Origin of the sequence: Flavobacterium geliluteum, assembly GCF_017948595.1 — a bacterium.
In the GTDB taxonomy this organism is placed as follows: domain Bacteria; phylum Bacteroidota; class Bacteroidia; order Flavobacteriales; family Flavobacteriaceae; genus Flavobacterium; species Flavobacterium flavipigmentatum.
In genome coordinates, this window is the sequence record NZ_JAGFBV010000012.1 from 83,303 (window position 1) to 104,851 (window position 21,549).

General features: G+C 35.1%; 22 protein-coding genes. 14 read left to right on the plus strand and 8 right to left on the minus strand.

All coding sequences use genetic code 11. From position 1 onward, the window contains the following. From J3495_RS09235 to hisS, 4 genes are all read right to left on the minus strand, one after another. Positions 1 to 930, minus strand: a complete 930-nt coding sequence (locus tag J3495_RS09235) for an ABC transporter ATP-binding protein (RefSeq protein WP_210666265.1) — start codon at positions 928 to 930, stop codon at positions 1 to 3. 161 nt (positions 931 to 1,091) lie between these two features. Then, the gene (gene dnaJ / locus J3495_RS09240; RefSeq protein ID WP_210666266.1) at positions 1,092 to 2,198 is read right to left on the minus strand and encodes a molecular chaperone DnaJ; all 1,107 of its coding nucleotides are present in this window, start codon (positions 2,196 to 2,198) and stop codon (positions 1,092 to 1,094) included. Between the two features lie 91 nt (positions 2,199 to 2,289). After that, positions 2,290 to 2,868, minus strand: a complete 579-nt coding sequence (locus J3495_RS09245; RefSeq protein WP_210666267.1) for a nucleotide exchange factor GrpE — start codon at positions 2,866 to 2,868, stop codon at positions 2,290 to 2,292. Positions 2,869 to 3,155: 287 nt separating this feature from the next. After that, positions 3,156 to 4,529 carry a histidine--tRNA ligase gene (hisS, locus tag J3495_RS09250; RefSeq protein ID WP_210666268.1) on the minus strand — a complete coding sequence of 458 codons (1,374 nt, stop codon included), beginning with the start codon at positions 4,527 to 4,529 and terminating at the stop codon, positions 3,156 to 3,158. Between the two features lie 212 nt (positions 4,530 to 4,741). Here hisS and J3495_RS09255 point away from each other — a divergent pair, with 212 nt between their 5' ends. Beyond that, a complete protein-coding gene (locus J3495_RS09255) occupies positions 4,742 to 5,986 on the plus strand; it encodes an ABC transporter permease (protein ID WP_210666269.1) in 1,245 nt (414 codons plus the stop codon). 147 nt (positions 5,987 to 6,133) lie between these two features. On the opposite strand, the gene prmC is transcribed toward J3495_RS09255, so the two are convergent. Further along, positions 6,134 to 7,000, minus strand: coding sequence for a peptide chain release factor N(5)-glutamine methyltransferase (gene prmC, locus J3495_RS09260; protein WP_210666270.1), 867 nt, complete (start codon positions 6,998 to 7,000; stop codon positions 6,134 to 6,136). 85 nt (positions 7,001 to 7,085) lie between these two features. Then, positions 7,086 to 7,571, minus strand: coding sequence for a GNAT family N-acetyltransferase (locus J3495_RS09265; RefSeq protein WP_210666271.1), 486 nt, complete (start codon positions 7,569 to 7,571; stop codon positions 7,086 to 7,088). A 96-nt stretch (positions 7,572 to 7,667) separates the two neighbouring features. On the opposite strand from J3495_RS09265, the gene ribD reads away from it, so the two are divergent. From ribD to J3495_RS09280, 3 genes are read left to right on the plus strand one after another with little or no spacing between them, the layout of a single operon-like run. Beyond that, positions 7,668 to 8,717, plus strand: a complete 1,050-nt coding sequence (ribD, locus tag J3495_RS09270) for a bifunctional diaminohydroxyphosphoribosylaminopyrimidine deaminase/5-amino-6-(5-phosphoribosylamino)uracil reductase RibD (RefSeq protein ID WP_210666272.1) — start codon at positions 7,668 to 7,670, stop codon at positions 8,715 to 8,717. Next, positions 8,710 to 9,312, plus strand: coding sequence for an HAD family hydrolase (locus J3495_RS09275; protein WP_210666273.1), 603 nt, complete (start codon positions 8,710 to 8,712; stop codon positions 9,310 to 9,312). Before ribD ends, J3495_RS09275 begins: the two co-directional genes overlap by 8 nt. Before the next feature lie 11 nt (positions 9,313 to 9,323). After that, the gene (locus tag J3495_RS09280; RefSeq protein WP_210666274.1) at positions 9,324 to 9,956 is read left to right on the plus strand and encodes an IMPACT family protein; all 633 of its coding nucleotides are present in this window, start codon (positions 9,324 to 9,326) and stop codon (positions 9,954 to 9,956) included. Between the two features lie 31 nt (positions 9,957 to 9,987). Here J3495_RS09280 and J3495_RS09285 read toward each other — a convergent pair whose 3' ends face one another. Continuing rightward, positions 9,988 to 10,392, minus strand: coding sequence for an acyl-CoA thioesterase (locus tag J3495_RS09285; RefSeq protein ID WP_210666275.1), 405 nt, complete (start codon positions 10,390 to 10,392; stop codon positions 9,988 to 9,990). 186 nt (positions 10,393 to 10,578) lie between these two features. Between J3495_RS09285 and dnaA the strand changes: the two genes are divergently transcribed. From dnaA to scpA, 10 genes are all read left to right on the plus strand, one after another. After that, positions 10,579 to 12,006, plus strand: coding sequence for a chromosomal replication initiator protein DnaA (gene dnaA / locus J3495_RS09290; RefSeq protein ID WP_210666276.1), 1,428 nt, complete (start codon positions 10,579 to 10,581; stop codon positions 12,004 to 12,006). 9 nt (positions 12,007 to 12,015) lie between these two features. Next, positions 12,016 to 12,483: a low molecular weight protein-tyrosine-phosphatase gene (locus J3495_RS09295; protein WP_210666277.1), complete on the plus strand. Its 468-nt coding sequence runs from the start codon at positions 12,016 to 12,018 to the stop codon at positions 12,481 to 12,483. 84 nt (positions 12,484 to 12,567) lie between these two features. Continuing rightward, on the plus strand, positions 12,568 to 13,281 hold the full coding sequence (locus J3495_RS09300) for an SAM-dependent methyltransferase (protein WP_210666278.1): 714 nt from the start codon (positions 12,568 to 12,570) through the stop codon (positions 13,279 to 13,281). Between the two features lie 22 nt (positions 13,282 to 13,303). After that, entirely contained in the window at positions 13,304 to 13,711 is a 408-nt protein-coding gene (locus tag J3495_RS09305; RefSeq protein WP_210666279.1) for an energy transducer TonB, read from the plus strand. 46 nt (positions 13,712 to 13,757) lie between these two features. Next, positions 13,758 to 14,885: a methionine aminotransferase gene (locus tag J3495_RS09310; RefSeq protein ID WP_210666280.1), complete on the plus strand. Its 1,128-nt coding sequence runs from the start codon at positions 13,758 to 13,760 to the stop codon at positions 14,883 to 14,885. Between the two features lie 73 nt (positions 14,886 to 14,958). After that, positions 14,959 to 15,840, plus strand: a complete 882-nt coding sequence (locus J3495_RS09315; RefSeq protein WP_210666281.1) for an SDR family oxidoreductase — start codon at positions 14,959 to 14,961, stop codon at positions 15,838 to 15,840. Between the two features lie 308 nt (positions 15,841 to 16,148). Further along, complete coding sequence (udk, locus tag J3495_RS09320) at positions 16,149 to 16,757, plus strand: uridine kinase (protein WP_210666282.1); 609 nt, start codon at positions 16,149 to 16,151, stop codon at positions 16,755 to 16,757. Positions 16,758 to 16,970: 213 nt separating this feature from the next. After that, positions 16,971 to 17,297: an FtsB family cell division protein gene (locus J3495_RS09325; protein WP_210666283.1), complete on the plus strand. Its 327-nt coding sequence runs from the start codon at positions 16,971 to 16,973 to the stop codon at positions 17,295 to 17,297. Positions 17,298 to 17,314: 17 nt separating this feature from the next. Then, positions 17,315 to 18,679 carry a methylmalonyl-CoA mutase subunit beta gene (locus J3495_RS09330; protein WP_210666284.1) on the plus strand — a complete coding sequence of 455 codons (1,365 nt, stop codon included), beginning with the start codon at positions 17,315 to 17,317 and terminating at the stop codon, positions 18,677 to 18,679. A gap of 32 nt (positions 18,680 to 18,711) precedes the next feature. Continuing rightward, complete coding sequence (gene scpA / locus J3495_RS09335) at positions 18,712 to 20,847, plus strand: methylmalonyl-CoA mutase (RefSeq protein ID WP_210666285.1); 2,136 nt, start codon at positions 18,712 to 18,714, stop codon at positions 20,845 to 20,847. Between the two features lie 61 nt (positions 20,848 to 20,908). Here scpA and J3495_RS09340 read toward each other — a convergent pair whose 3' ends face one another. Beyond that, positions 20,909 to 21,547, minus strand: coding sequence for a peptidoglycan-binding protein LysM (locus J3495_RS09340; RefSeq protein ID WP_210666286.1), 639 nt, complete (start codon positions 21,545 to 21,547; stop codon positions 20,909 to 20,911). Between the last annotated feature and the right edge of the window lie 2 nt (positions 21,548 to 21,549).

The window sequence follows — 21,549 nt, forward strand, 5'->3', positions numbered from 1 at the left end:
TTAAACTTTATTATCCGTTACTGTTTGAATAAAAATATCGTTTACACTTGGTATTTTTTCTACAAAATGCGTTACTTGTCCGCGTTGCGTAAGGATATGCAACAATTCGTTCGGAGCAGAATTCCCTATCTGAATATCCAGTTTCAGATCATCATTTAATGATTTAAAACTCGCTGGCGAAACCGTAAATTTTTGAGTTATATCATACATTAAACCTTCGACATTATCCGTTAAAATACCCACTTCAAAACTATTGGTTTTAAACTGTCGTTTAACATCGCTCAGTTTTCCTTCAATTAATTTATTCGATTTATGAATTAAAGCAATATGATCACAAAGTTCCTCTACACTTTCCATTCGGTGTGTCGAAAAGATAATGGTTGCGCCTTGCTCCTTCAATGCCAGAATTTCATCTTTTATAATATTGGCATTGACAGGATCGAATCCTGAGAAAGGCTCGTCAAAAATTAGTAATTTAGGTTTATGTAACACACAAACCACAAACTGAATTTTTTGTGCCATTCCTTTAGAAAGCTCCTGAATTTTTTTGTTCCACCAACCTTGAATTCCAAGACGATCAAACCAATATTCTAATTGGAGCTTGGCCTCGGCCTTAGAAAGTCCTTTCATTTGTGCCAAATACAAACATTGCTCGCCTACTTTCATCGAAGTGTACAAACCTCGCTCCTCAGGAAGATAACCAATGGTCTGCACATGTTTTGGTTGCAATTTTTCTCCATCTAAAATTACTTCACCGCTATCGGGCAATGTAATTTGATTGATGATTCGTATTAAGGAAGTTTTTCCAGCTCCATTTGGACCTAAAAGGCCATAAATACTGCCTTTTGGTACATTTAATGAAACTTCATTAAGCGCTACATAATCACCGTATTGTTTTACGACTTTATGTACTTCGAGTAAGTTGCTCATGCTATTTTTAGGGTTTTCTACTTCAGTTTGACCATTATGGTCAACAGCCTGTAAAAGTAAATAATTAGAAGCAAATCTTGGTACAATTACGCAAAAAACCCATTCTAAATTTACATTAGAATGGGTTTTATCATTATTTAATATTTTTTTTAAAGTTCAGTTTATGAAAACATATCTTTTACTTTCTCAAAAAATGATTTTTCTGATTTTTCCGGACTCGGAATAAAATGTTCGTCGTTTAAAGCATTTTCAAAAAACTGCTTCTGCTCTTTATTCAACGTTTTAGGTGTCCATACGTTTACGTGAACCAATAAATCACCGCTTCCGTAACCGTTTATACTTGGAATCCCTTTTCCTTTTAATCTCAGAATTTTACCCGATTGAATTCCTTCTTCCAGTTTAATACGAACTTTACCGTTAATGGCTTCAATATCTTTAGAAACTCCTAAAACCGCTTCCGGGAAACTGATATACAAGTCAAAATGTATATTTTCGCCTTCACGTTTCAAGAATTCATGCTCCAATTCTTCAATCGCTACGATCAGATCTCCGGGAACACTGTTTCCTGGCGCATCATTTCCTTTATTTGAAACTTTCAATTGCATTCCGTCAACAACACCCGCAGGAATTTTTATAGAAACTGTTTCGTCTTCCAGAATCATTCCTTGTGCATCTGCCTCAGAAGGTCTTTTATCCAAAATCTGTCCAGAACCACCACAAGTCGGGCAAGTTGATGCAGATTGCATTCTTCCTAAAATGGTATTAGTTACACGCATTACCTGCCCTTGACCGTTACAAGTCGAACATGTTTTGTACGTAACTCCTTTGGCCTGAACTTTACGCTTTACCTTTACTTTTTTCTCAACACCATTGGCGATTTCTTCCAGAGTCAATTTTACTTTTATACGAAGATTGCTTCCTTTGGCACGACGTGGGCCTCCGCCACCGCCAAAACCGCCAAATCCTCCACCAAAAATATCACCAAACTGGCTAAAAATATCATCCATATTCATGCTGCCGTGGCCACCACCAAAACCTCCGGAACCATCAAATGCCTGATGACCGTACTGATCGTATTTTGCTTTTTTGTTAGGATCGCTTAAAACTTCATAGGCTTCTGCCGCTAGTTTAAAGTTTTCTTCTGCCTCTTTGTCGCCTGGATTTTTATCTGGGTGATACTTTAGCGCACTTTTTCTGTACGCTTTTTTAATTTCGGCAGCATCAGCATTTTTTGAAATGCCTAGTATTTCGTAAAAATCTTTTTTCATAATAAGGTTAAATTGCTTCGCCAGTTCGCTAGCGCTCGTGTCCAAATCTTAAATTCCAAACAAAGACAATTGTAATTTTGGTTTGTATTTTTTAGTTTCCGATTACTACTTTAGGAAAACGAATAATTTTATCTCCTAATTTGTATCCTTTTTCTATAACATCAACAATTTTGCCCTTTAATTTATCAGACGGAGCCGGAATTTGAGTAATCGCTTCAGCAAAATCAGCATTAAAAGCATCACCAGCTCTTACTTCAACTTGCTCTAAACCTTTAGATACCAAAGTGCTTTTTAATTTTTCGTGAATAAGTTCTACTCCTTTAAGTAAAACTTCGTCATCAGATTTGTTGATTTCTACAATAGCTCTGTCAAAATCATCCAACACAGGAAGCATCGCTAACAAAACCTCTTGATTGGCTGTTTTAAACAAATCGATACGCTCTTTTGAAGTTCTTTTTTTGTAATTTTCAAATTCGGCAAATAATCTCAAGAATTTATCTTTTTCTTTAGCTAAGTCTTGAGCCAATTGCTCTTCAACACTTAATTCTTCAACAATTAATTGCTCACCGTTGGCATTAGTCTCTAACGTTACATCATCTAATTCCTGATCGAATTCTGTATTTTCCGTAGTCATATTACTTGTATTTTTAAAAATATTCTTAAACTTCATTTTTATTCTTTCTTTTGGATTGCAAAAGTTCTGCCAAATCTATTAAAATGTCAAATTGTCACTTCCTTAAAATTTTATTCTTTCAAAAAAATAAAAAGACATCCACAACTTTAGTATAATTTTAAGACTATTACGTTTTAGTTTATAGTAAATTTGATACACAAATTAATTATCAAAATTAAATTTAAGGGTTAGCCTCGGCTTCGTAAATAATTATTAATTCAAGTTTACCTTATATTAAAAAAAGCTTCGCCGTCAGACGAAGCTTTTTTTTGCTTTAATTTTTTCTATGCCAAAAGTGCTTTTTTCAATCCTTCAAAATCCAAAGCAACCTGTTCGCCTGTCACTAAATTTTTAAGTGAATAAGTTTGAGCTTCGATTTCCTGATCGCCGGCAATAACGGCAAACGGAATCAAGCGCTTATCGGCATACTGAAACTGTTTACCCACTTTTACATTGTCAGGGTACAACTCTACTTTTATATTTTCCTTTCGTAATTTCTGAATCGCTTGTGAGGCATACAAAGCTTCTGCATCACCATAATTGATAAACAGTGCTTTTGATGTTGCCGAAACCGTTTCAGGAAAAAGACCTAACTCTTCCAGCACTAGATAAATTCGGTCTAATCCAAACGAAATTCCGACACCACTCATGTTTTTCAAACCAAAAATACCTGTTAAATCATCGTATCTTCCGCCACCACCGATGGATCCCATAGCAACTGTTTTTGGTGCAGCCACTTCAAAAATAGCTCCCGTATAATAATTCAAACCACGAGCCAGAGTCACATCAAGATCCAAAGTAGCTGTTGACAAACCTAAAGTCGCTACATGATCACAAATAAATTTCAGTTCTTCAACGCCTTTCATACCTTCCTCAGATGAAGATAATAAATTAGAAAGCTGACTAATTTTATCTGCAAAAGTGCCAGTAAAGCTAAAAAGAGGCTGTACTTTTACCAACGCTTCTTCAGAAATACCTTTTTCGATCATTTCTTTTTTTACGCCGTCTTCGCCAATTTTATCGAGCTTATCCAAAGCCACCGTAAAGTCAATCAATTTATCCGAAGCGCCAATTACTTCTGCAATTCCTGATAATATTTTTCTATTATTAATTTTAATTGTCACACCTTCTAAGCCCAAAGCAGTAAAAACGGTATCATATAATTGAACCAATTCTACTTCCTGCCATAACGATTTTGAACCCACCACATCGGCATCACATTGGAAAAACTCTCTAAAACGACCTTTTTGTGGGCGATCTGCTCTCCAGACAGGCTGAATTTGGTATCTTTTAAAAGGAAATTCAATTTCATTTTGGTGCTGCACCACGTATCTCGCAAACGGAACGGTTAAGTCGTAACGAAGTGCTTTTTCTGAAATTTTTGGAGTTAATTGTTTTGAAGTAACAGTCGACATTTCATCACCTGAAATTTTGTCCAGAAAATCACCCGAATTCAAAATTTTAAAAATCAAACGATCGCCTTCTTCTCCATATTTCCCCATCAAAGTTTCAGAATTTTCAAACGAAGGGGTTTCTATTGGCTGAAAACCAAATTTCTCAAAATTGCTTTTTATGGTTTGAATAATATATTGACGTTTTGACACCTCTGCAGGCGAAAAATCCCTTGTTCCTTTTGGTATGCTTGGTTTTGAAGCCATCTTGATTTAATATTTTAGATTGTTGATTTTAGATTTCAGATTTCTTTTCATTGAAATCCAAAATCTAAAATTCAGTATAGATTATTGGACTATTTAGAATATTCGCTTTTCTTAATTCTAAATCGACTGCAAATATCTTATTTTTTAAAATAAATAATGCCAGTTCGAAAACAAACTTGTAACAAAAACCGTATTTTCGTGACAAATTGGTCATGATGCTAAAATTATTTAAAGAAAATATCCGGATTGCTTTTGGTTCTATCAAAACACAATTGCTGCGCACCATATTAACCGTGTTGATTATCGCCATCGGAATTACCGCTTTGGTCGGAATTTTAACCGTGGTAACAGCTCTCGAAAATACTATTTCGACCAATTTTGCTTCGATGGGTGCCAATACTTTCAATATTGCACAATACGAAAACACCGTTAGAAACCGTGGTGGTAATGAGCGAGAAGTCATCAATCCTATCATTTCTTATCCTGAAGCTGTTGCTTTCAAAAACAAATACAAATATCCTTTTACCGAAACTTCTCTTTCGTTTACAGCGACTTCTGTTGCAGAAGTAAAGTTTTCAGACCAAAAGACAGATCCGGAAATTACGGTTTTGGGAGTCGACGAACATTTTGTTGTCAATTCTGGTTTAGAAACCAGTTTGGGCCGTTCCTTCAATCAATTTGATGTAGACAACAATACCTATTCTTGCGTAGTGGGTTCTGATTTTGAGAAAGGATTGCTAAAAGATGTCAACCCGATTGATAAAATAATTTCGATTCGAGGTGCTCGTTTTAAAGTAATTGGGGTTTTAAAAGAAAAAGGTTCCACATTCGGAAACAGTCAGGATTTACGTGTTTTGATTCCGATTCAGGTGGCCCGTTCCTTATTTACCGCCCCGAATATCAATTACACAGTGAGTGTAATGGTTTCTAAAAAAGAACTTCTAGACCAGGCAATTGACAACGCTACAAGTACCATGCGGAGAGTTCGTAAATTAAGTCCTGTACGTGACAATAATTTTGGTGTTATCCGAAGCGACGATTTGATCAATCGCATCCTGAGCATTACTCAATATTTAGGCTGGGCTTCCTGGATTATCAGTATCATTACCATTCTTGGGTCATCGATTGCTTTGATGAATATTATGATTGTTTCGGTTACCGAGCGTACACGCGAAATTGGCGTTCGTAAAGCTTTGGGGGCCAAAAAAGTAACGATTGCAGTTCAATTTTTTATCGAAACGTTATTAATCGGTCAAATTGGTGGATTAGTTGGCATTTTCTTAGGAATTCTTTTGGGTTATGCTATTGCCACTGCCATGAGTTTTGCTTTTGTAGTGCCGTGGACCGCTATTTTTGCTGCCTTTGCGACCAGTTTTCTTGTAGCGCTGTTTTCGGGATTGTATCCTGCCATAAAAGCTTCAAAACTGGATCCTATCGAGGCTTTGCGTTATGAGTAAAATTAGAAGCAGCACTCTACTTTTCAGTACAACACTCGTCCCGCTATACGTTTCAATCTTTTATGCCGAACACCGGCACAAAAGGATTTTCACTCCTATCGGGGCTAGCTTAGAAATTTTATCTTCAAAAGAACGTTAAAAACGTATTCAAGAAGTTTTAGAAACGTTGCAAAAAATCATTCTGTCATTCCCGTAAATATCTTTTTTCAATTCGATATTTTTAAAATTCATTTCTTCAAGCAATGCTTTCATGTCTTCTCCTAAATACTGATTGATTTCAAAAAACAATTGTCCGTTTTCCGTCAGGTTTTTTTGTGCTATTTCGGCTATTTTTCTATAAAAAATCAAAGCATCAGTATCTTCTACAAAAAGTGCGAGATGCGGCTCGTAATTCAGAACATTATTTTTAATTTCTTTCTTTTCTAAATTTCGAACATAAGGCGGATTAGAAACAATAATATCAAAATCATTTTTCAGATCATCAATTTCTAAAATACTTTGATGTATAAAAGTCACATCTACCTTATTGTTTTCAGAATTTTTTTTGGCTGTTTTCAAGGCTTCTTTAGAAACATCCAAAGCAAAAACCCTTGCATTTGGAATATTTTTTGCCAATGAAATTGCGATACAACCGCTTCCTGTGCCAATATCCAGAATTTTTAATTTCTTAAATTTTTGAGCTTTCAGATTTTCGTTAATAATCCATTCGACCAATTCTTCAGTCTCGGGACGCGGAATCAGTACATCTTCATTCACCTCAAAATCAAGACCATAAAAATTTGTTTTGCCCATTAAATACTGAATCGGAACTTCCTTTTTTAATTCTGCCAAAAGCGAGTTCCATACCCAAATCTCCGATTCGCTAAAAATCAATTCATGATTCAAAGCCACATCAATTTGTCTTAAATTGTGCTTTTCCTCCAAAATCAAATAAAAAAAACTCTCTGCCTCATACGCATCGTAAAGAGGAGATAGTTCTTGAATAAATTGCGTTCGGTATTGTTTAATTTTCATCACTATCAATTTGAATATTGTGTATAGGCAAAGGCAAAAGCTATACCGAATAAGTATTCAATAAATAAATTTGTTACATGCTGGCTTATAAATCTTTCAGCATCCAAACAGGGCAAGAACTGTGGCCAGTGCATCCCATTGGGCCATCCAGATACTCAAAACCTGATTTTTTATATAATTTTTGAGCTGCATGCATAAACGGCATCGTCTCGATATAGCATTTTTCAAAACCAAAAATTCGAGCTTGATTCAAACATTGCTCCATCATTTTACTTCCAATCCCGAGCCCACGGGTTTGAGGCAAAAAATACATCTTTTGCAGTTCGCAAATTTTGGGATCACCATTTTCCAGAGGAGCAATTCCAGCGCAACCCACAATTTGGCCTTCATTTTCTACTACATAATAAACCGATTGCGGCTTATTGTATTCTTCAAACATCAAATCCAGATACGGGTCTTCATACGCAGTTCCCACTTTCGGGATCTCCATTTCGTCAAAAACAGAGCGTATTAATTTTGCAACAGACTGATTGTCTTCTTTTTTTATTGTTCTGATAACCCAGCTTTCCATATACCTCAATTACAATTTTATAAATACAAAAGTAAAATAAGTTTTTCGATAGTTGGCAAACGAAATCATAAACTCAAAAATAACTACTTTTGTATTGTGAATATACATGAAAAATATATCAGACGATGCATAACACTTGCCAAAAATGGCTTGGGAACTACCTATCCCAACCCGATGGTAGGCAGCGTTATTGTTTATAATAACGAAATTATTGGCGAAGGTTGGCATAAAAAAGCCGGAGAACCTCACGCCGAAGTAAATGCGGTTGCTTCTGTAAAAGACAAATCTCTTTTGAGAAAGGCTACTATATATGTCAGCTTAGAACCTTGCAGTCATTTTGGAAAAACGCCACCGTGTTGCGATTTAATCATTGCCAATCAAATTCCGAATGTGGTTGTTGGGACAGTTGATCCTAATGAAAAGGTAGCAGGAAATGGAATCAAAAAATTAATTGCAGCTGGGGCAAATGTTGTAGTTGGAGTTTTAGAAAACGAATGCAACGAACTCAATAAACGCTTTTTTACATTTCATCAAAAAAAGAGACCTTATATTATATTAAAATGGGCCGAAAGTCAGGATGGTTTTTTAGCACCCGAAAAAAAGCATCATCAGGAGAGAAAACCCATTTGGATAACCAATCAATATTCGAGACAATTGGTACACAAATGGCGCAGTGAAGAACAGGCTATTTTGGCAGGAACGCAAACAGTTATTGATGATAACCCAAAATTAAATGTTCGCGATTGGTCTGGAAACAGTCCAGTGAGAGTGATTTTGGATCAAAATAACCGAATACCAAAGGATAGTTATCTTTTGGATGACACCATAAAAACGATCGTATTTACTGGAACTGAAAGTTTGACCACAAAAAAACAAACTAGCTTTGAAGTCCTTGATTTTAATCAAAATATAATTCCACAGATACTTTCTGTTTTACATCAACATCAGATTCAATCTATAATTATTGAAGGTGGAGCCAAAACAATACAATCTTTTATTGATTTGAATATTTGGGATGAAGCACGAATTTTTGTGGGTAATACTATTTTGGAAAAAGGAACAAAAGCTCCTGATTTTATCCGAAAGGAAACCACAAAAACGCACCTCGGAAAAGACGAATTATTATACATTAGAAATCATGATTGATACTATCATTTTTGACTTTGGAGATATTTTTATCAATTTGGATAAAAAAGCTACCATTTCGGGCTTGCAAAAATTAGGCATGACAGAGTGGAGCGCATCATTGGATCGTTTGAATCTTTTGTTTGAAACAGGCGATATTTCTCGTGAAGACTTTTTAGGCGGTTTTAAAGAAGAACTTCCAAACGCTTCTACAGAAGAAATTTTAGAGGCGTGGAATGCTATTTTGGCAGATTTTCCTTTGTACCGATTAGAGTTTTTGCAAATGCTTTCGCAAAAATACCGCCTCTTTTTATTGAGTAATACCGATGCTATTCATATCGAAACTTTCGAAAACAAAAGCGGCATCTCGTTTTACAGCGCTTTTTATCAATGTTTTGAAAAAGTATATTTCTCTTTTGAAATCGGAATGCGCAAACCCAATGCAGCAGTTTTTCAGTATTTAATTAACAAACATGAGCTTTCGCCCAAGAAAACTTTATTTGTAGACGACAAAAAAGAAAACACGGATGCGGCAGCAGCATTAGGCTTGCATGTTTGGAATTTACAAGTGGGTCAGGAAGATGTCGTGGATTTATTTGACAAACAAATACTTTAGAAACACAACTTTTGGAATATACCGATACGTATCAAACAATAGCAACCGAGTCAGAAGAAGTGCTATTTAAAGAAAAAGGAAGCAAATTCTTTGGCTATGCTTTCCCGATAGAAAGCGAAGACGAAGTAAAACCCATCATCGAAAACTTAAAAAAGCTGCATCCACATGCGGTACATTTTTGTTATGCGTATCAATTAGGTGTTACGCCAAAAATTTCCTACCGTGCCAACGATGATGGTGAACCAAGCAATACAGCAGGCGCACCAATTTATGGACAGATACAATCTTTTGGACTAACCAACGTTATAGTAGTGGTCGTTAGAATTTTTGGAGGAACAAAATTAGGAGTTGGCGGGTTAATTTCGGCTTATAAAACTTCGGCACAAATGACGCTGGAAAATTGCGAAATAGTTGAAAAAACAATCGATGTGGCCTTTTTAATTTCTTTTGATTATAAAAACATGAATAAAGTCATGCGCGTTATCAAGGAAAAAAAGCTGGATATTATATCGCAAGAAATGGAGATGGATCAAGATTCTGAATTACCAATTGGTAAAATCAGTATCAAAACGCGAAAAAAAAATGCCGAAATGGTCTTCGACATTTTTAGTTTAATGTTCGAAATTAACATTAAATATTTGTAATTCGGTAGAAATTAACCGTTCATTTTGACAATTACTCAAGGGTTTTAAATAATTCTAAAATATAGTTTGGAGGTGCTGTTGGACGACCCGTTTTTAACGAAATAAATACTAAAATAAATGATGCAGTTGTTAATAACTCTTCTGCTTCGTTGTAGATTGCGCAGTCAAATTCTATCTTAACAGAAGACTGACTTTTAAATGTAGTATGAATCGTAAGTAACTCATCATAGCGAGCTGATTTCTTGTAATTTATTTGCATCGAAACAATAGGGAGCCCGATACCGCTTTCTTCCATGCTTTTATAAGAAATCCCTTTGTTTCTGAGCCATTCAACGCGTCCTATTTCAAAATAAGGAACATAATTTCCGTGATATACAACCCCCATTTGATCTGTTTCGGAGTAACGAACCCGCACTTGCGTTTGATGATTTTTCATTATTTATTGGATTAAAAAAATTAACGTATTAAAGTTCGCTTACAACATTTTTTTATAAAATAAGACAGCAAAATATTTTTTTTTACAGAAATTTGTTCACATATTTGTTATCCCGAAATTCGGAACAAAATTCCTCCATTTTATTAGGAGAATCTATATCAATAATTAGAAAATTTATTTGAATCTATGACTAAAACTGCTCAATCGGTATGGGAAAACTGTTTGTCCTTTATAAAAGACAATATTCAAGATCAAGCCTACAAAACTTGGTTTGAGCCAATCAAATCAGTTGAGCTAACCGACAACGCGTTATACATTCAAGTTCCAAGTAAATTTTTCTACGAATGGCTGGAAGAACATTACGTTAAATTATTGAAAGTTGCACTTACCAAAGAACTGGGAAAAAACGCAAAGTTACTCTATAAAATTAAAATGGAAAACACTTATGGCAACAAACAACCGTTTACCGAACAGTTGCCAAGCGCCAACAGAGTGCCAATGAAACCTCAAGAGGTTGATGCTCCGTTTAAAAACTTAAATCCAGAACTTAAAAATCCTTTTGTAATTCCTGGGATAAGAAATTTAAAAATTGAGTCGCAATTAAACGCCAACTACAGTTTTGATAATTTTCTTGAAGGAGATTCTAATCGTTTGGCTCGTTCTGCGGGTATGGCTGTTGCGAACAAACCAGGAGGAACTTCTTTCAATCCTTTATTGATTTTTGGAGGAGTTGGACTAGGAAAAACACACTTGGCGCATGCGATAGGCGTTGAAGTAAAAGACAAATATCCTGAAAAAACGGTTTTGTATATTTCTGCCGAAATTTTTACACAACAATATATAGACTCGGTAAAAAAGAATAATCGTAACGATTTTATTCATTTTTATCAGTTAATTGATGTTTTGATTATTGATGATGTTCAGTTTCTTTCTGGAAAATCAGGAACACAGGACGTTTTCTTTCATATTTTTAATTATTTACATCAAAACGGGAAACAGGTTATTTTAACCTCTGACAAAGCTCCTGTTGACATGCAGGATATCGAGCAACGCTTATTGTCACGTTTCAAATGGGGATTATCTGCTGAGTTGCATCAGCCGGATTACGAAACCAGAATTTCAATCTTAAAAAATATATTATATCGTGATGGTGTAGAAATGCCGGATGATATTATTGAATATGTGGCCCGCAACATCAAGACTAACGTTAGAGAATTAGAAGGCGCTATTATTTCGTTGATCGCGCAATCTTCTTTCAATAAAAAAGAAGTTACGATAGAATTGGCGAAAAGTGTTGTAGAGAAATTTGTAAAAAACGTAAAGAGAGAAATATCGATCGATTACATACAAAAAATTGTTTCTGACTATTTTCAGTTGGATATTGAAACCCTACAATCTAAAACCCGAAAAAGACACGTGGTTCAAGCCAGACAATTGGCCATGTTTTTTGCAAAGAAATTTACCAAAGCCTCTTTAGCAAATATAGGTTCTCAAATTGGGGATCGCGATCACGCAACCGTATTACATGCTTGTAAAACAGTCGATAATCTAGTTTCTACAGACAAACAATTTAAGAAATTTGTCGATGATATCAACAAAAAACTAACGCTATAAACGCGCATCATGCCTGTAAAAATTTTAATGGTTTGCTTGGGAAACATTTGTAGATCGCCTTTAGCAGAAGGAATTTTAGCATCCAAATTACCACAAAATAAATTCATTGTTGACTCAGCAGGCACAGGGTCATGGCATGTGGGTCATGCTCCTGACAAACGATCTATTGCTGTTGCCAAAAAAAACGGATTATGTATCGATGATCAAAAAGGGCGACAATTTCAAATTACTGATTTTGAAGAATTTGACTATATTTATGTTATGGACAATTCTAACTACCGCGATATAATTGAGCTTGCAAAAACATCCGAACATAAAAGTAAAGTTCGTCTTATTCTAAACGAATTATTTCCTGATGAAAATGTAGATGTTCCCGATCCTTACTTTGGTTCTGCCAATGGTTTTGATAATGTCTACAAAATGTTAGATGAAGTTGCAACTATTATCGCCGAAAAACTCATCAAGGCACATCCTTAATTTTTATTTTATTTTTTAGAAATAAAACAAAAAAGACTTGCCTATCCTCATTAAAATCAGCTTTTTTTAACTAAAAAAACACACATGAAACTTCTAGGAAAACTATATTTAATTCCAACTACAATGGGCGAAAGTGATCCTATGGATGTTTTGCCTCAAACAGTAAAAAGAAGTATCGATTTTATAGATCATTATATCGTTGAGAACGAAAAAACAGCCAGAAAATCAATAAAAGCAGTTTCTCCGGACAAAAAGCAATCAGAACTTATTCTTTTTACACTGAATAAACGTACCGAAGCGAGTGAACATTTAGATTTTATGAAACCACTATTAGAAGGAAAAAATGTGGGTTTAATGAGCGAAGCAGGTTGTCCAGGCGTTGCAGATCCTGGAGCAGTAATTGTAAAATTGGCACACGAAAAAGGCATTCAGGTAGTACCCTTAGTCGGTCCATCCTCTATCCTTCTGGCGATGATGGCTTCCGGAATGAACGGTCAGAGTTTTACTTTCAACGGCTATTTACCCATTGATAAAGACGAAAAAAAATCGGCTTTAAAACATCTTGAAAAATTATCTCAGGATAAAAATCAATCTCAAATATTTATTGAAACACCTTACAGAAACAATAAATTGGTCGAAGATATTTTGCAAATTATAAATCCTTCAACCCATCTTTGTGTTGCGACGGATATTACATTACCAACAGAATTCATCAAAACAATGCGAGTTGCTGATTGGAAAAAACTAAAAGTCGATTTACATAACCGACCAACGATTTTTATTATTCATAAAATGTAATTTCAATTTTAAAAAACATAAAATGAAAAAATTTTTAGTATTGATTTTAATTTGTTTTGCATCAAATGTATTTTCTCAATCTAAAGATGATGAAACTATTATTTCTGATGATGAAAATAAAGTTTACAACACAGCAGGAATAGATATTGTACCTGAATTTCCTGGAGGAATTAATGAGTTTTATAAATTTATTGGTAAAAATTATATTGTTCCAAAAGAAAAACCTGTATTTGTAAAAGGAAAAGTTTATATTGCTTTTATTATTGAAAAAGATGGATCTCTTAATGATATAAAACTTCTAAAAGACGTCGGTTTTGGAACAGGAAATGAAGCTATTCGAGTTTTAAAGCTATGTCCAAAATGGACTCCGGGAAAATTAAAAGGCAAAGAAGTGAGAGTACTTTATTCTCTTCCTTTAGTTATAGATTAATATTGTCTGTTTTCTCATAAAAGTCCTTCCCTAATCAAACTTTACCATGAGTAAACTTCCGCACATAACTACTAGTATTTTTACGGTAATGTCTAAAATGGCGGCCGAATACAATGCGATAAATCTTTCGCAGGGATTTCCAAATTTTCCTGTTGATGAAAGATTGAGCGATATTCTGGCTAGATTAGCAAAAGAAAATGTACATCAATATACACCAATGGCTGGGTATCCGCCATTGATGAACAAAATTGCAAACTTAGTTCAGAGTTCTTACAACAGAATCATAAATCCTGATCTAGAACTTTTGGTAACTGCTGGCGCAACACAAGGAATTTTTACTTCGATTTTGGCTTTAGTAAAAACTGGTGACGAAGTTGTTATTCTGGATCCGAGTTACGATTCTTACGAATCTCCTGTACTGCTTTGTAATGCAAAACCAGTTCGCGTAACTTTAAATGATGATTACACGCCAAATTGGGAAAGTATAGAAAAAGCATGTTCCTCAAAAACAAAGATGATCATCATCAACAACCCGCATAATCCTACGGGGAAAATTTTGACAGAAAATGATTTTTTAGCATTAGAAAAATTACTTTCAAAATACCCTGAAATAATTGTTTTATCTGATGAAGTGTATGAATACATTACTTTTGAAGAGAGACATATTTCGGCGCATACCAAAGATTTTCTTCGCAACCGTTGTATTATGATTTCGTCATTCGGAAAATCGTTTCATATTACAGGTTGGAAAATTGGCTATGTGGTTGCTCCCGAATATTTGATGAAAGAAATAAAAAAAGTACATCAATTTTTAGTTTTCAGCGTCAACAGCATTTCTCAGGCCGCCATAAGCGAATATCTAGATGTTGTTGATGTAAATTTGTTAGGCAAATTCTATCAGGAAAAACGGGACTATTTTCAGAAATTGCTTCAAAACAGCCGATTTGACCTAAAACCTTGCGAAGGAACCTATTTTCAGGTGGCTTCATACGCCACTATTTCAGATGAAGATGATATTGCATTTTGCAAAAAATTAATTATCGATCATGGTGTTGCTGCGATTCCAATTTCTACTTTTTATTCCGATAATAAAGACCAACGCTTAATTCGTTTTTGTTTTGCCAAAGATGATTTTACCTTAGAATCTGCTGCCAAAAAAATATGTAATATTTAAAGTTTATTAAAATTTTATAACATTATTATGCGTGCATCCTATTATTTTAATTAATATTGTAAAAAAGAAAAGTATGAGCTATACAGACAAAATGTTACGTGACGACGCTTTAAAAGGAAAAGTTATTGTGGTTACAGGTGGCGGAAGCGGCTTAGGCAAAGCAATGACTAAATATTTCTTAGAATTAGGAGCGCAAGTTGCCATCACTTCTAGAGATCTTGAAAAACTAAAAGCAACGGCTACAGAACTTGAAACCGAAACTGGTGGAAAATGTTTACCTCTTCAGTGTGACGTGCGTCATTACGAGGAAGTAGAAAACATGCTTCAGGAAGTTTTAAAATCTTTTGGCAAAGTAGATGTCCTTCTTAATAATGCTGCAGGAAATTTTATTTCTCCAACAGAACGTTTATCTGCCAACGCATTTGATACCGTTATCGATATTGTACTTAAAGGTTCTAAAAACTGTACACTCGCTTTTGGAAAACATTGGATCGATACCAAACAAACATCGGCTACCATCTTAAATATTGTGACTACGTATGCCTGGACAGGTTCTGCCTATGTTGTACCAAGCGCTACTGCAAAAGCAGGTGTACTAGCAATGACGAGAAGTTTGGCGGTAGAATGGGCAAAATACGGAATTCGTTCGAACGCAATTGCTCCGGGACCATTTCCTACCAAAGGAGCATGGGACAGATTATTGCCGGGAGATCTTGCCGAAAAATTTGATATGGCAAAAAAAGTGCCTTTGAAACGCGTTGGAGATCACCAGGAATTAGCCAATTTAGCGGCCTATTTGGTGTCTGATTTTTCAGCATACATCAACGGAGACGTTATCACTATTGACGGCGGCGAATGGCTAAAAGGCGCAGGACAATTCAATTTACTGGAAGCAATTCCGGAAGAATTATGGGATCAGCTAGAAATGATGATAAAAGCAAAAAAGAACAAATAAAGTGCTTACTAAGGTCAGAATATTTTAAACGAAATACTGATTGCACCAAAATCCCGCTGGCTTTGCTGGTGGGATTTTTTTATCCCTTTTTAAACCTATAAGTGATACAAGTTTTTTTTAAGTTTTTTTATCTCAATAGCTTTTTTGACTTATATTCAATTAAAATACTTGTAGTGAAAATCAAAACACTTTAATTTACCAATAACTGATTAATCCCTCTAAAACTTATATCGTTTAAATACATAATTTGCCTGTACAGTTCAGTTAAATTATTATTTTTGCCAAACAAATATCTAACATCAAATTTTATGCTCATTATTGGACTTGCAGGAGGAACAGGAAGTGGAAAAACAACGGTAGTACACCAAATCATGAACGAATTGCCGGACACAGAAGTCGGCGTAATTTCTCAAGATTCCTATTACAAACAAAACCACGGTTTGTCATTTGACGAAAGAGCATTAATTAATTTTGATCATCCACGCGCTATTGATTTTGATTTATTAGTAACGCATTTAAAAGCATTAAAAGCCGGTGAAACCATCGACCAGCCCGTATATTCGTTTGTACAACACAACAGAACAGACGATACCGTCTCTACACACCCGAGAAAAGTAATGATTGTTGAAGGGATTTTGATCCTCACAAATCCGGAACTTCGCGAACTTTGTGACATCAAAATCTTTGTCCACGCAGACTCAGACGAAAGATTAATTCGCCGTCTAAAACGTGATATTTCAGAGCGTGGTCGTGATATAGACGAAGTAATAACACGCTACCAAAACACCTTAAAACCTATGCATGAGCAATTTATCGAACCCACAAAAGCTTATGCAGACATTATTATTCCAAACGACAAATACAATACTGTAGCCATAGACGTAGTTCGGGCCGTAATAAATCAGCGAATTTCATAATTTTATTGTAAATTTATTTCCAGAATAGTCAGGAGCTATTTCCCGCTATCTGTTACAAATGAAGTTCACTGAAACTTGGATTAAAATAAAATTAAGTGATCCTTTCTACCGGTCCCTATAGTTATCAGGAATCACAAAAAGATTTTTACAGTTATCGGGGCTAAGATATCTATGGAAATTAAAAGAGACAAAATAGGTTAAAATAAAAATAAAATGAAAAACCCTTATAAAGGCAAATCCTGGTTCAAATTTTTAGGCAATAAATATGTCTGGGTTTTGCTTTTTTTTGTAGTCTGGATGTTGTTTTTAGACAACTACTCCTATTTTGACCATAGGTTTTTAGACAATCAAATCAACGAATTAGAAGACAATAAAACCTATTATCAGGAAGAAATCAAAAAAGATCAGGAACAAATAAAACAATTAAAAAATCCTGAACAAATAGAAAAATACGCTCGCGAAAAGTATTTTATGAAAAAAGACAGTGAAGATATTTACATCATCCAATTTGAAGGAGACACCATTCAAAGCAAAGAATAACTCAGAAAAAAAAGCAGATGGCTACTAACCTATTCGAAAATTTTATTCCGATTTCATCCAAACAATGGAGACAAAAAATTCAGTTTGAGTTGGATGGAGCCGACTACAACCAAACTGTAATCTGGAATTCGCCCGAAGACATTCAGGTAAAACCTTTTTATCATAAAGACGAATTTACCAAAGCAGCTCCTGTAAAAACAGAGGCAACAAATTTTACAATTTGCCAAAATATATTTGTTTTTGATGTAGATAAATCGATAAAAAGAGCATTAGAAACCATTAATCGTGGTGCCGAAAGTTTGCGTTTCACTATCCAAAACGAGCAGATCGACATTCAGAAATTACTTGAAAACCTTCCTTTAGAAAACAAATCTGTTTACTTTAATTTGAATTTTATTTCAATCGATTTCGTAAAATCATTAGATCGCATTTCAATTCAAAAAAAGGCAACATTTTATTGCAACTTAGACCCAATTGGTCATTTTGCGAGAGAAGGAAATTGGCTTCCAACCTCGGACAAAAATAATTTCGAAACAATCGATAAAATTTCAAAAACAACCGAAAATCTTTCATTGTTAAGTATTGATTTAGGTTTGTATCAAAATGCAGGAGCCACTATTACACAGCAAATTGCTTACAGTTTGGCACATGCCAACGAATACTTCAACCGTATTGCGGATATTCCTCAACAAATTGTTTTTCAAATTTCGGTAGGAACCAATTATTTCTTCGAAATTGCAAAACTTCGAGCGCTGCGAATGCTTTTTAATGTAATTGTCGCTGAATACAATACAAATCTAGAATGTCATTTTTTGGTGACACCTACCAAACGTAACAAAACAATTTACGATTACAATGTCAATATGCTCCGCACCACAACCGAATGTATGTCGGCAATTTTAGGCGGTGCAGACGCAATTGCTAATTTGCCTTATGATGCTTTATACCACAAAGACAACGAATTTGGGGATAGAATTGCGAGAAATCAATTGCTGATTTTAAAGCATGAAAGCTATTTTGACAAAGTCAATAATCCGGCAGATGGAAGTTATTATATAGAAAGTTTGACCATGCAATTGGCGGAAAAAAGCTTGGCTTTATTTAAAAACATAGAAGCTGAAGGAGGATTTTTGAAACTATTAAACGATGGAACTATTAAAAAGAAAATCCAGGAAAGCGCTTCCAAAGAGCAAGAATTGTTTGATGCTAAAAAAGAAGTTTTATTAGGAACCAATAAATATCCAAACAAAGATGATAAAATGAAACATGACTTAGAATTGTTTCCCTTTGTAAAAATAAAACCCCGAAAAACATTAATTACACCGATAATAGAAAAAAGATTAGCCGAAAAACTCGAACAAGAACGTTTAGAACTAGAATAATCTACGTGTAATTAATAAAAATAAAAGAACAAATGGTACGAAAGAACCTTAAACATATTACCCTCGAAAGTCAAAAGTTAGCTGTTTCGAATCAAAATTCAGAACTCGAAACTCAAAACTTCTTAACCGCTGAGGGCATCGAGCTAAAGCCTACTTATTCTGAAAAAGATATTGAAGATTTAGAATATCTGGATTTCGGAGCAGGTTTTGCTCCTAATTTAAGGGGGCCATACGCAACTATGTATGTGAGGAGACCCTGGACAATTCGTCAGTATGCCGGATTTTCTACTGCCGAAGAAAGTAATGCTTTTTATAGAAGAAATTTGGCCGCTGGTCAAAAAGGACTTTCAATTGCTTTTGATCTACCAACACATCGCGGTTATGATTCTGATCACGAACGTGTGGTTGGAGATGTAGGAAAAGCAGGTGTTGCCATAGATTCTGTAGAGGATATGAAAGTCTTATTTGACCAAATTCCTTTGGATGAGATGTCGGTTTCGATGACCATGAATGGAGCGGTTCTACCTATCATGGCGTTTTATATTGTAGCTGCAGAAGAACAAGGTGTTGCGATCGAAAAACTTTCCGGTACAATCCAGAATGATATTTTAAAGGAATTTATGGTTCGTAATACCTATATCTATCCGCCAGCTCCTTCTATGAAAATCATTGCTGATATTTTTGAGTTTACAAGCAAAAAAATGCCCAAATTCAATTCGATTTCTATTTCTGGTTACCACATGCAGGAAGCTGGAGCTACCGCAGATATTGAATTGGCGTACACGCTGGCCGATGGTTTAGAATATATTAGAACGGGACTTTCGACTGGTATGACCATTGATGAATTTGCGCCAAGGTTGTCTTTTTTCTGGGCCATTGGTATGAATCATTTTATGGAAATCGCTAAAATGCGGGCCGGAAGAATGATTTGGGCTAAATTGGTACAACAATTTAATCCAAAAAATGATAAATCACTAGTTTTGAGAACTCATTGCCAAACTAGTGGCTGGAGTTTAACAGAGCAAGATCCTTTTAATAATGTGGCCAGAACTTGTATCGAAGCTACAGCAGCCGCTTTTGGCGGTACACAATCTTTGCACACCAATGCTCTTGATGAAGCAATAGCGTTACCCACTGATTTCTCAGCAAGAATTGCGCGTAACACACAGATATTTTTGCAGGAAGAAACCAAAATAACCAAAACAGTAGATCCTTGGGGAGGCAGTTATTATGTAGAAAGTTTGACCAATGAAATAGTCGAAAGTACGTGGAAACTTATTGAAGAGGTAGAAGAATTGGGCGGAATGACAAAAGCTATAGAAGCTGGAATTCCTAAACTTCGTATCGAAGAAGCGGCTGCCAGAAAGCAGGCGCGAATTGATAGTGGACAAGATATTATTGTGGGGGTCAATCAATTTCGACTAGAGAAAGAAGATCCGTTACATATTCTGGATGTCGACAATCAAATGGTTCGGAAGCAACAACTCGAATTACTTTCGACCATAAAAGCCAAAAGAGATCGTAAAAAAGTAGAACAATCAATCGAGAAATTAATTCATTGTGCCAAAACAGGACAGGGAAACTTACTAGAAATTGCGATCGAAGCTGCCCGAAACAGAGCAACTTTAGGAGAGATAAGCGATGCGCTAGAAAGTATTTTTGGTCGATACAAAGCACAAATTAAATCCTTTAGCGGTGTGTATAGTGCAGCAATAAAAAATGATGAGAATTTTGAAAGAGCCAAACAATTAGCAGATGCTTTTGCCAAACAAGAAGGCCGTAGACCAAGAATCATGATCGCCAAAATGGGACAAGATGGCCATGATAGAGGCGCAAAAGTCGTAGCAACTGGTTACGCAGACGTAGGTTTTGATGTAGACATTGGTCCATTATTTCAAACTCCGGCCGAAGCGGCCAAACAAGCTGTAGAAAATGACGTACATATTCTTGGCGTATCATCATTAGCCGCAGGACATAAAACATTAGTCCCACAAGTTATTGAGGAACTAAAAAAACATGGTCGCGAAGATATTATGGTTATAGTGGGAGGTGTAATTCCTGCGCAAGATTATCAATTTTTATTTGATGCCGGTACGGTAGCTATTTTTGGACCAGGAACAAAAATTAGCGAAGCAGCTATCAAAATATTAGAGATTTTAATTAATTAAATTTTACTCCATAAAAAAATCCCGAAAAATTCGGGATTTTTTATTCTCATTCAGTTGATTATTAATCATGTATTGTCGCATTACTATCAGCTTCAATATAAGACAAATCATAACCGCCAAAAGCTTTTAAATAACTTATCAGCGAAGTTCCATAAGCGTCTCTAAAACGTCTATTTCCTCTGTTTTTAAAGAAATTCTTAACCGATCCTGCACCTCCTAAGTGTGCGGCAGCTAAAATTCCGGATTCTGTAATTTTGACACCATTAATGATTTTTCCATCATACTTTTCAATTTCATTACGTAAAATCCATTTATTTTTAGACAATAACGCAACAAAAGCTTTTTCTTGTAAAGCAGGATCTTTTAGAAAATCTTTGCTGTCATGTACACCAATGGCTCTTAAAGTTTTAGAACCAAACTGGTATTTCCCCATATAACCTAAAGTATTTACTTTTCGGTATTTCCCTTGAGATTCCTTAAAAGCTACTGCTTCTTTAAAACCTATAAAATGATTTCCGGTGTAAGGGATGTTAAGATTAGGATAATCCTCCTTTTCCTGAGATGGTAAAATATATTCTGAACCATCTGTTTTTTCTGTTAAAAACCAAGGTTTGGCTTCTAAATTAAAGGGTTTGAAACCCAAGCTTAAAAATGTAATAATAACGATCAAACTCGCGTAAAAATACCATTTCTTTATCATAA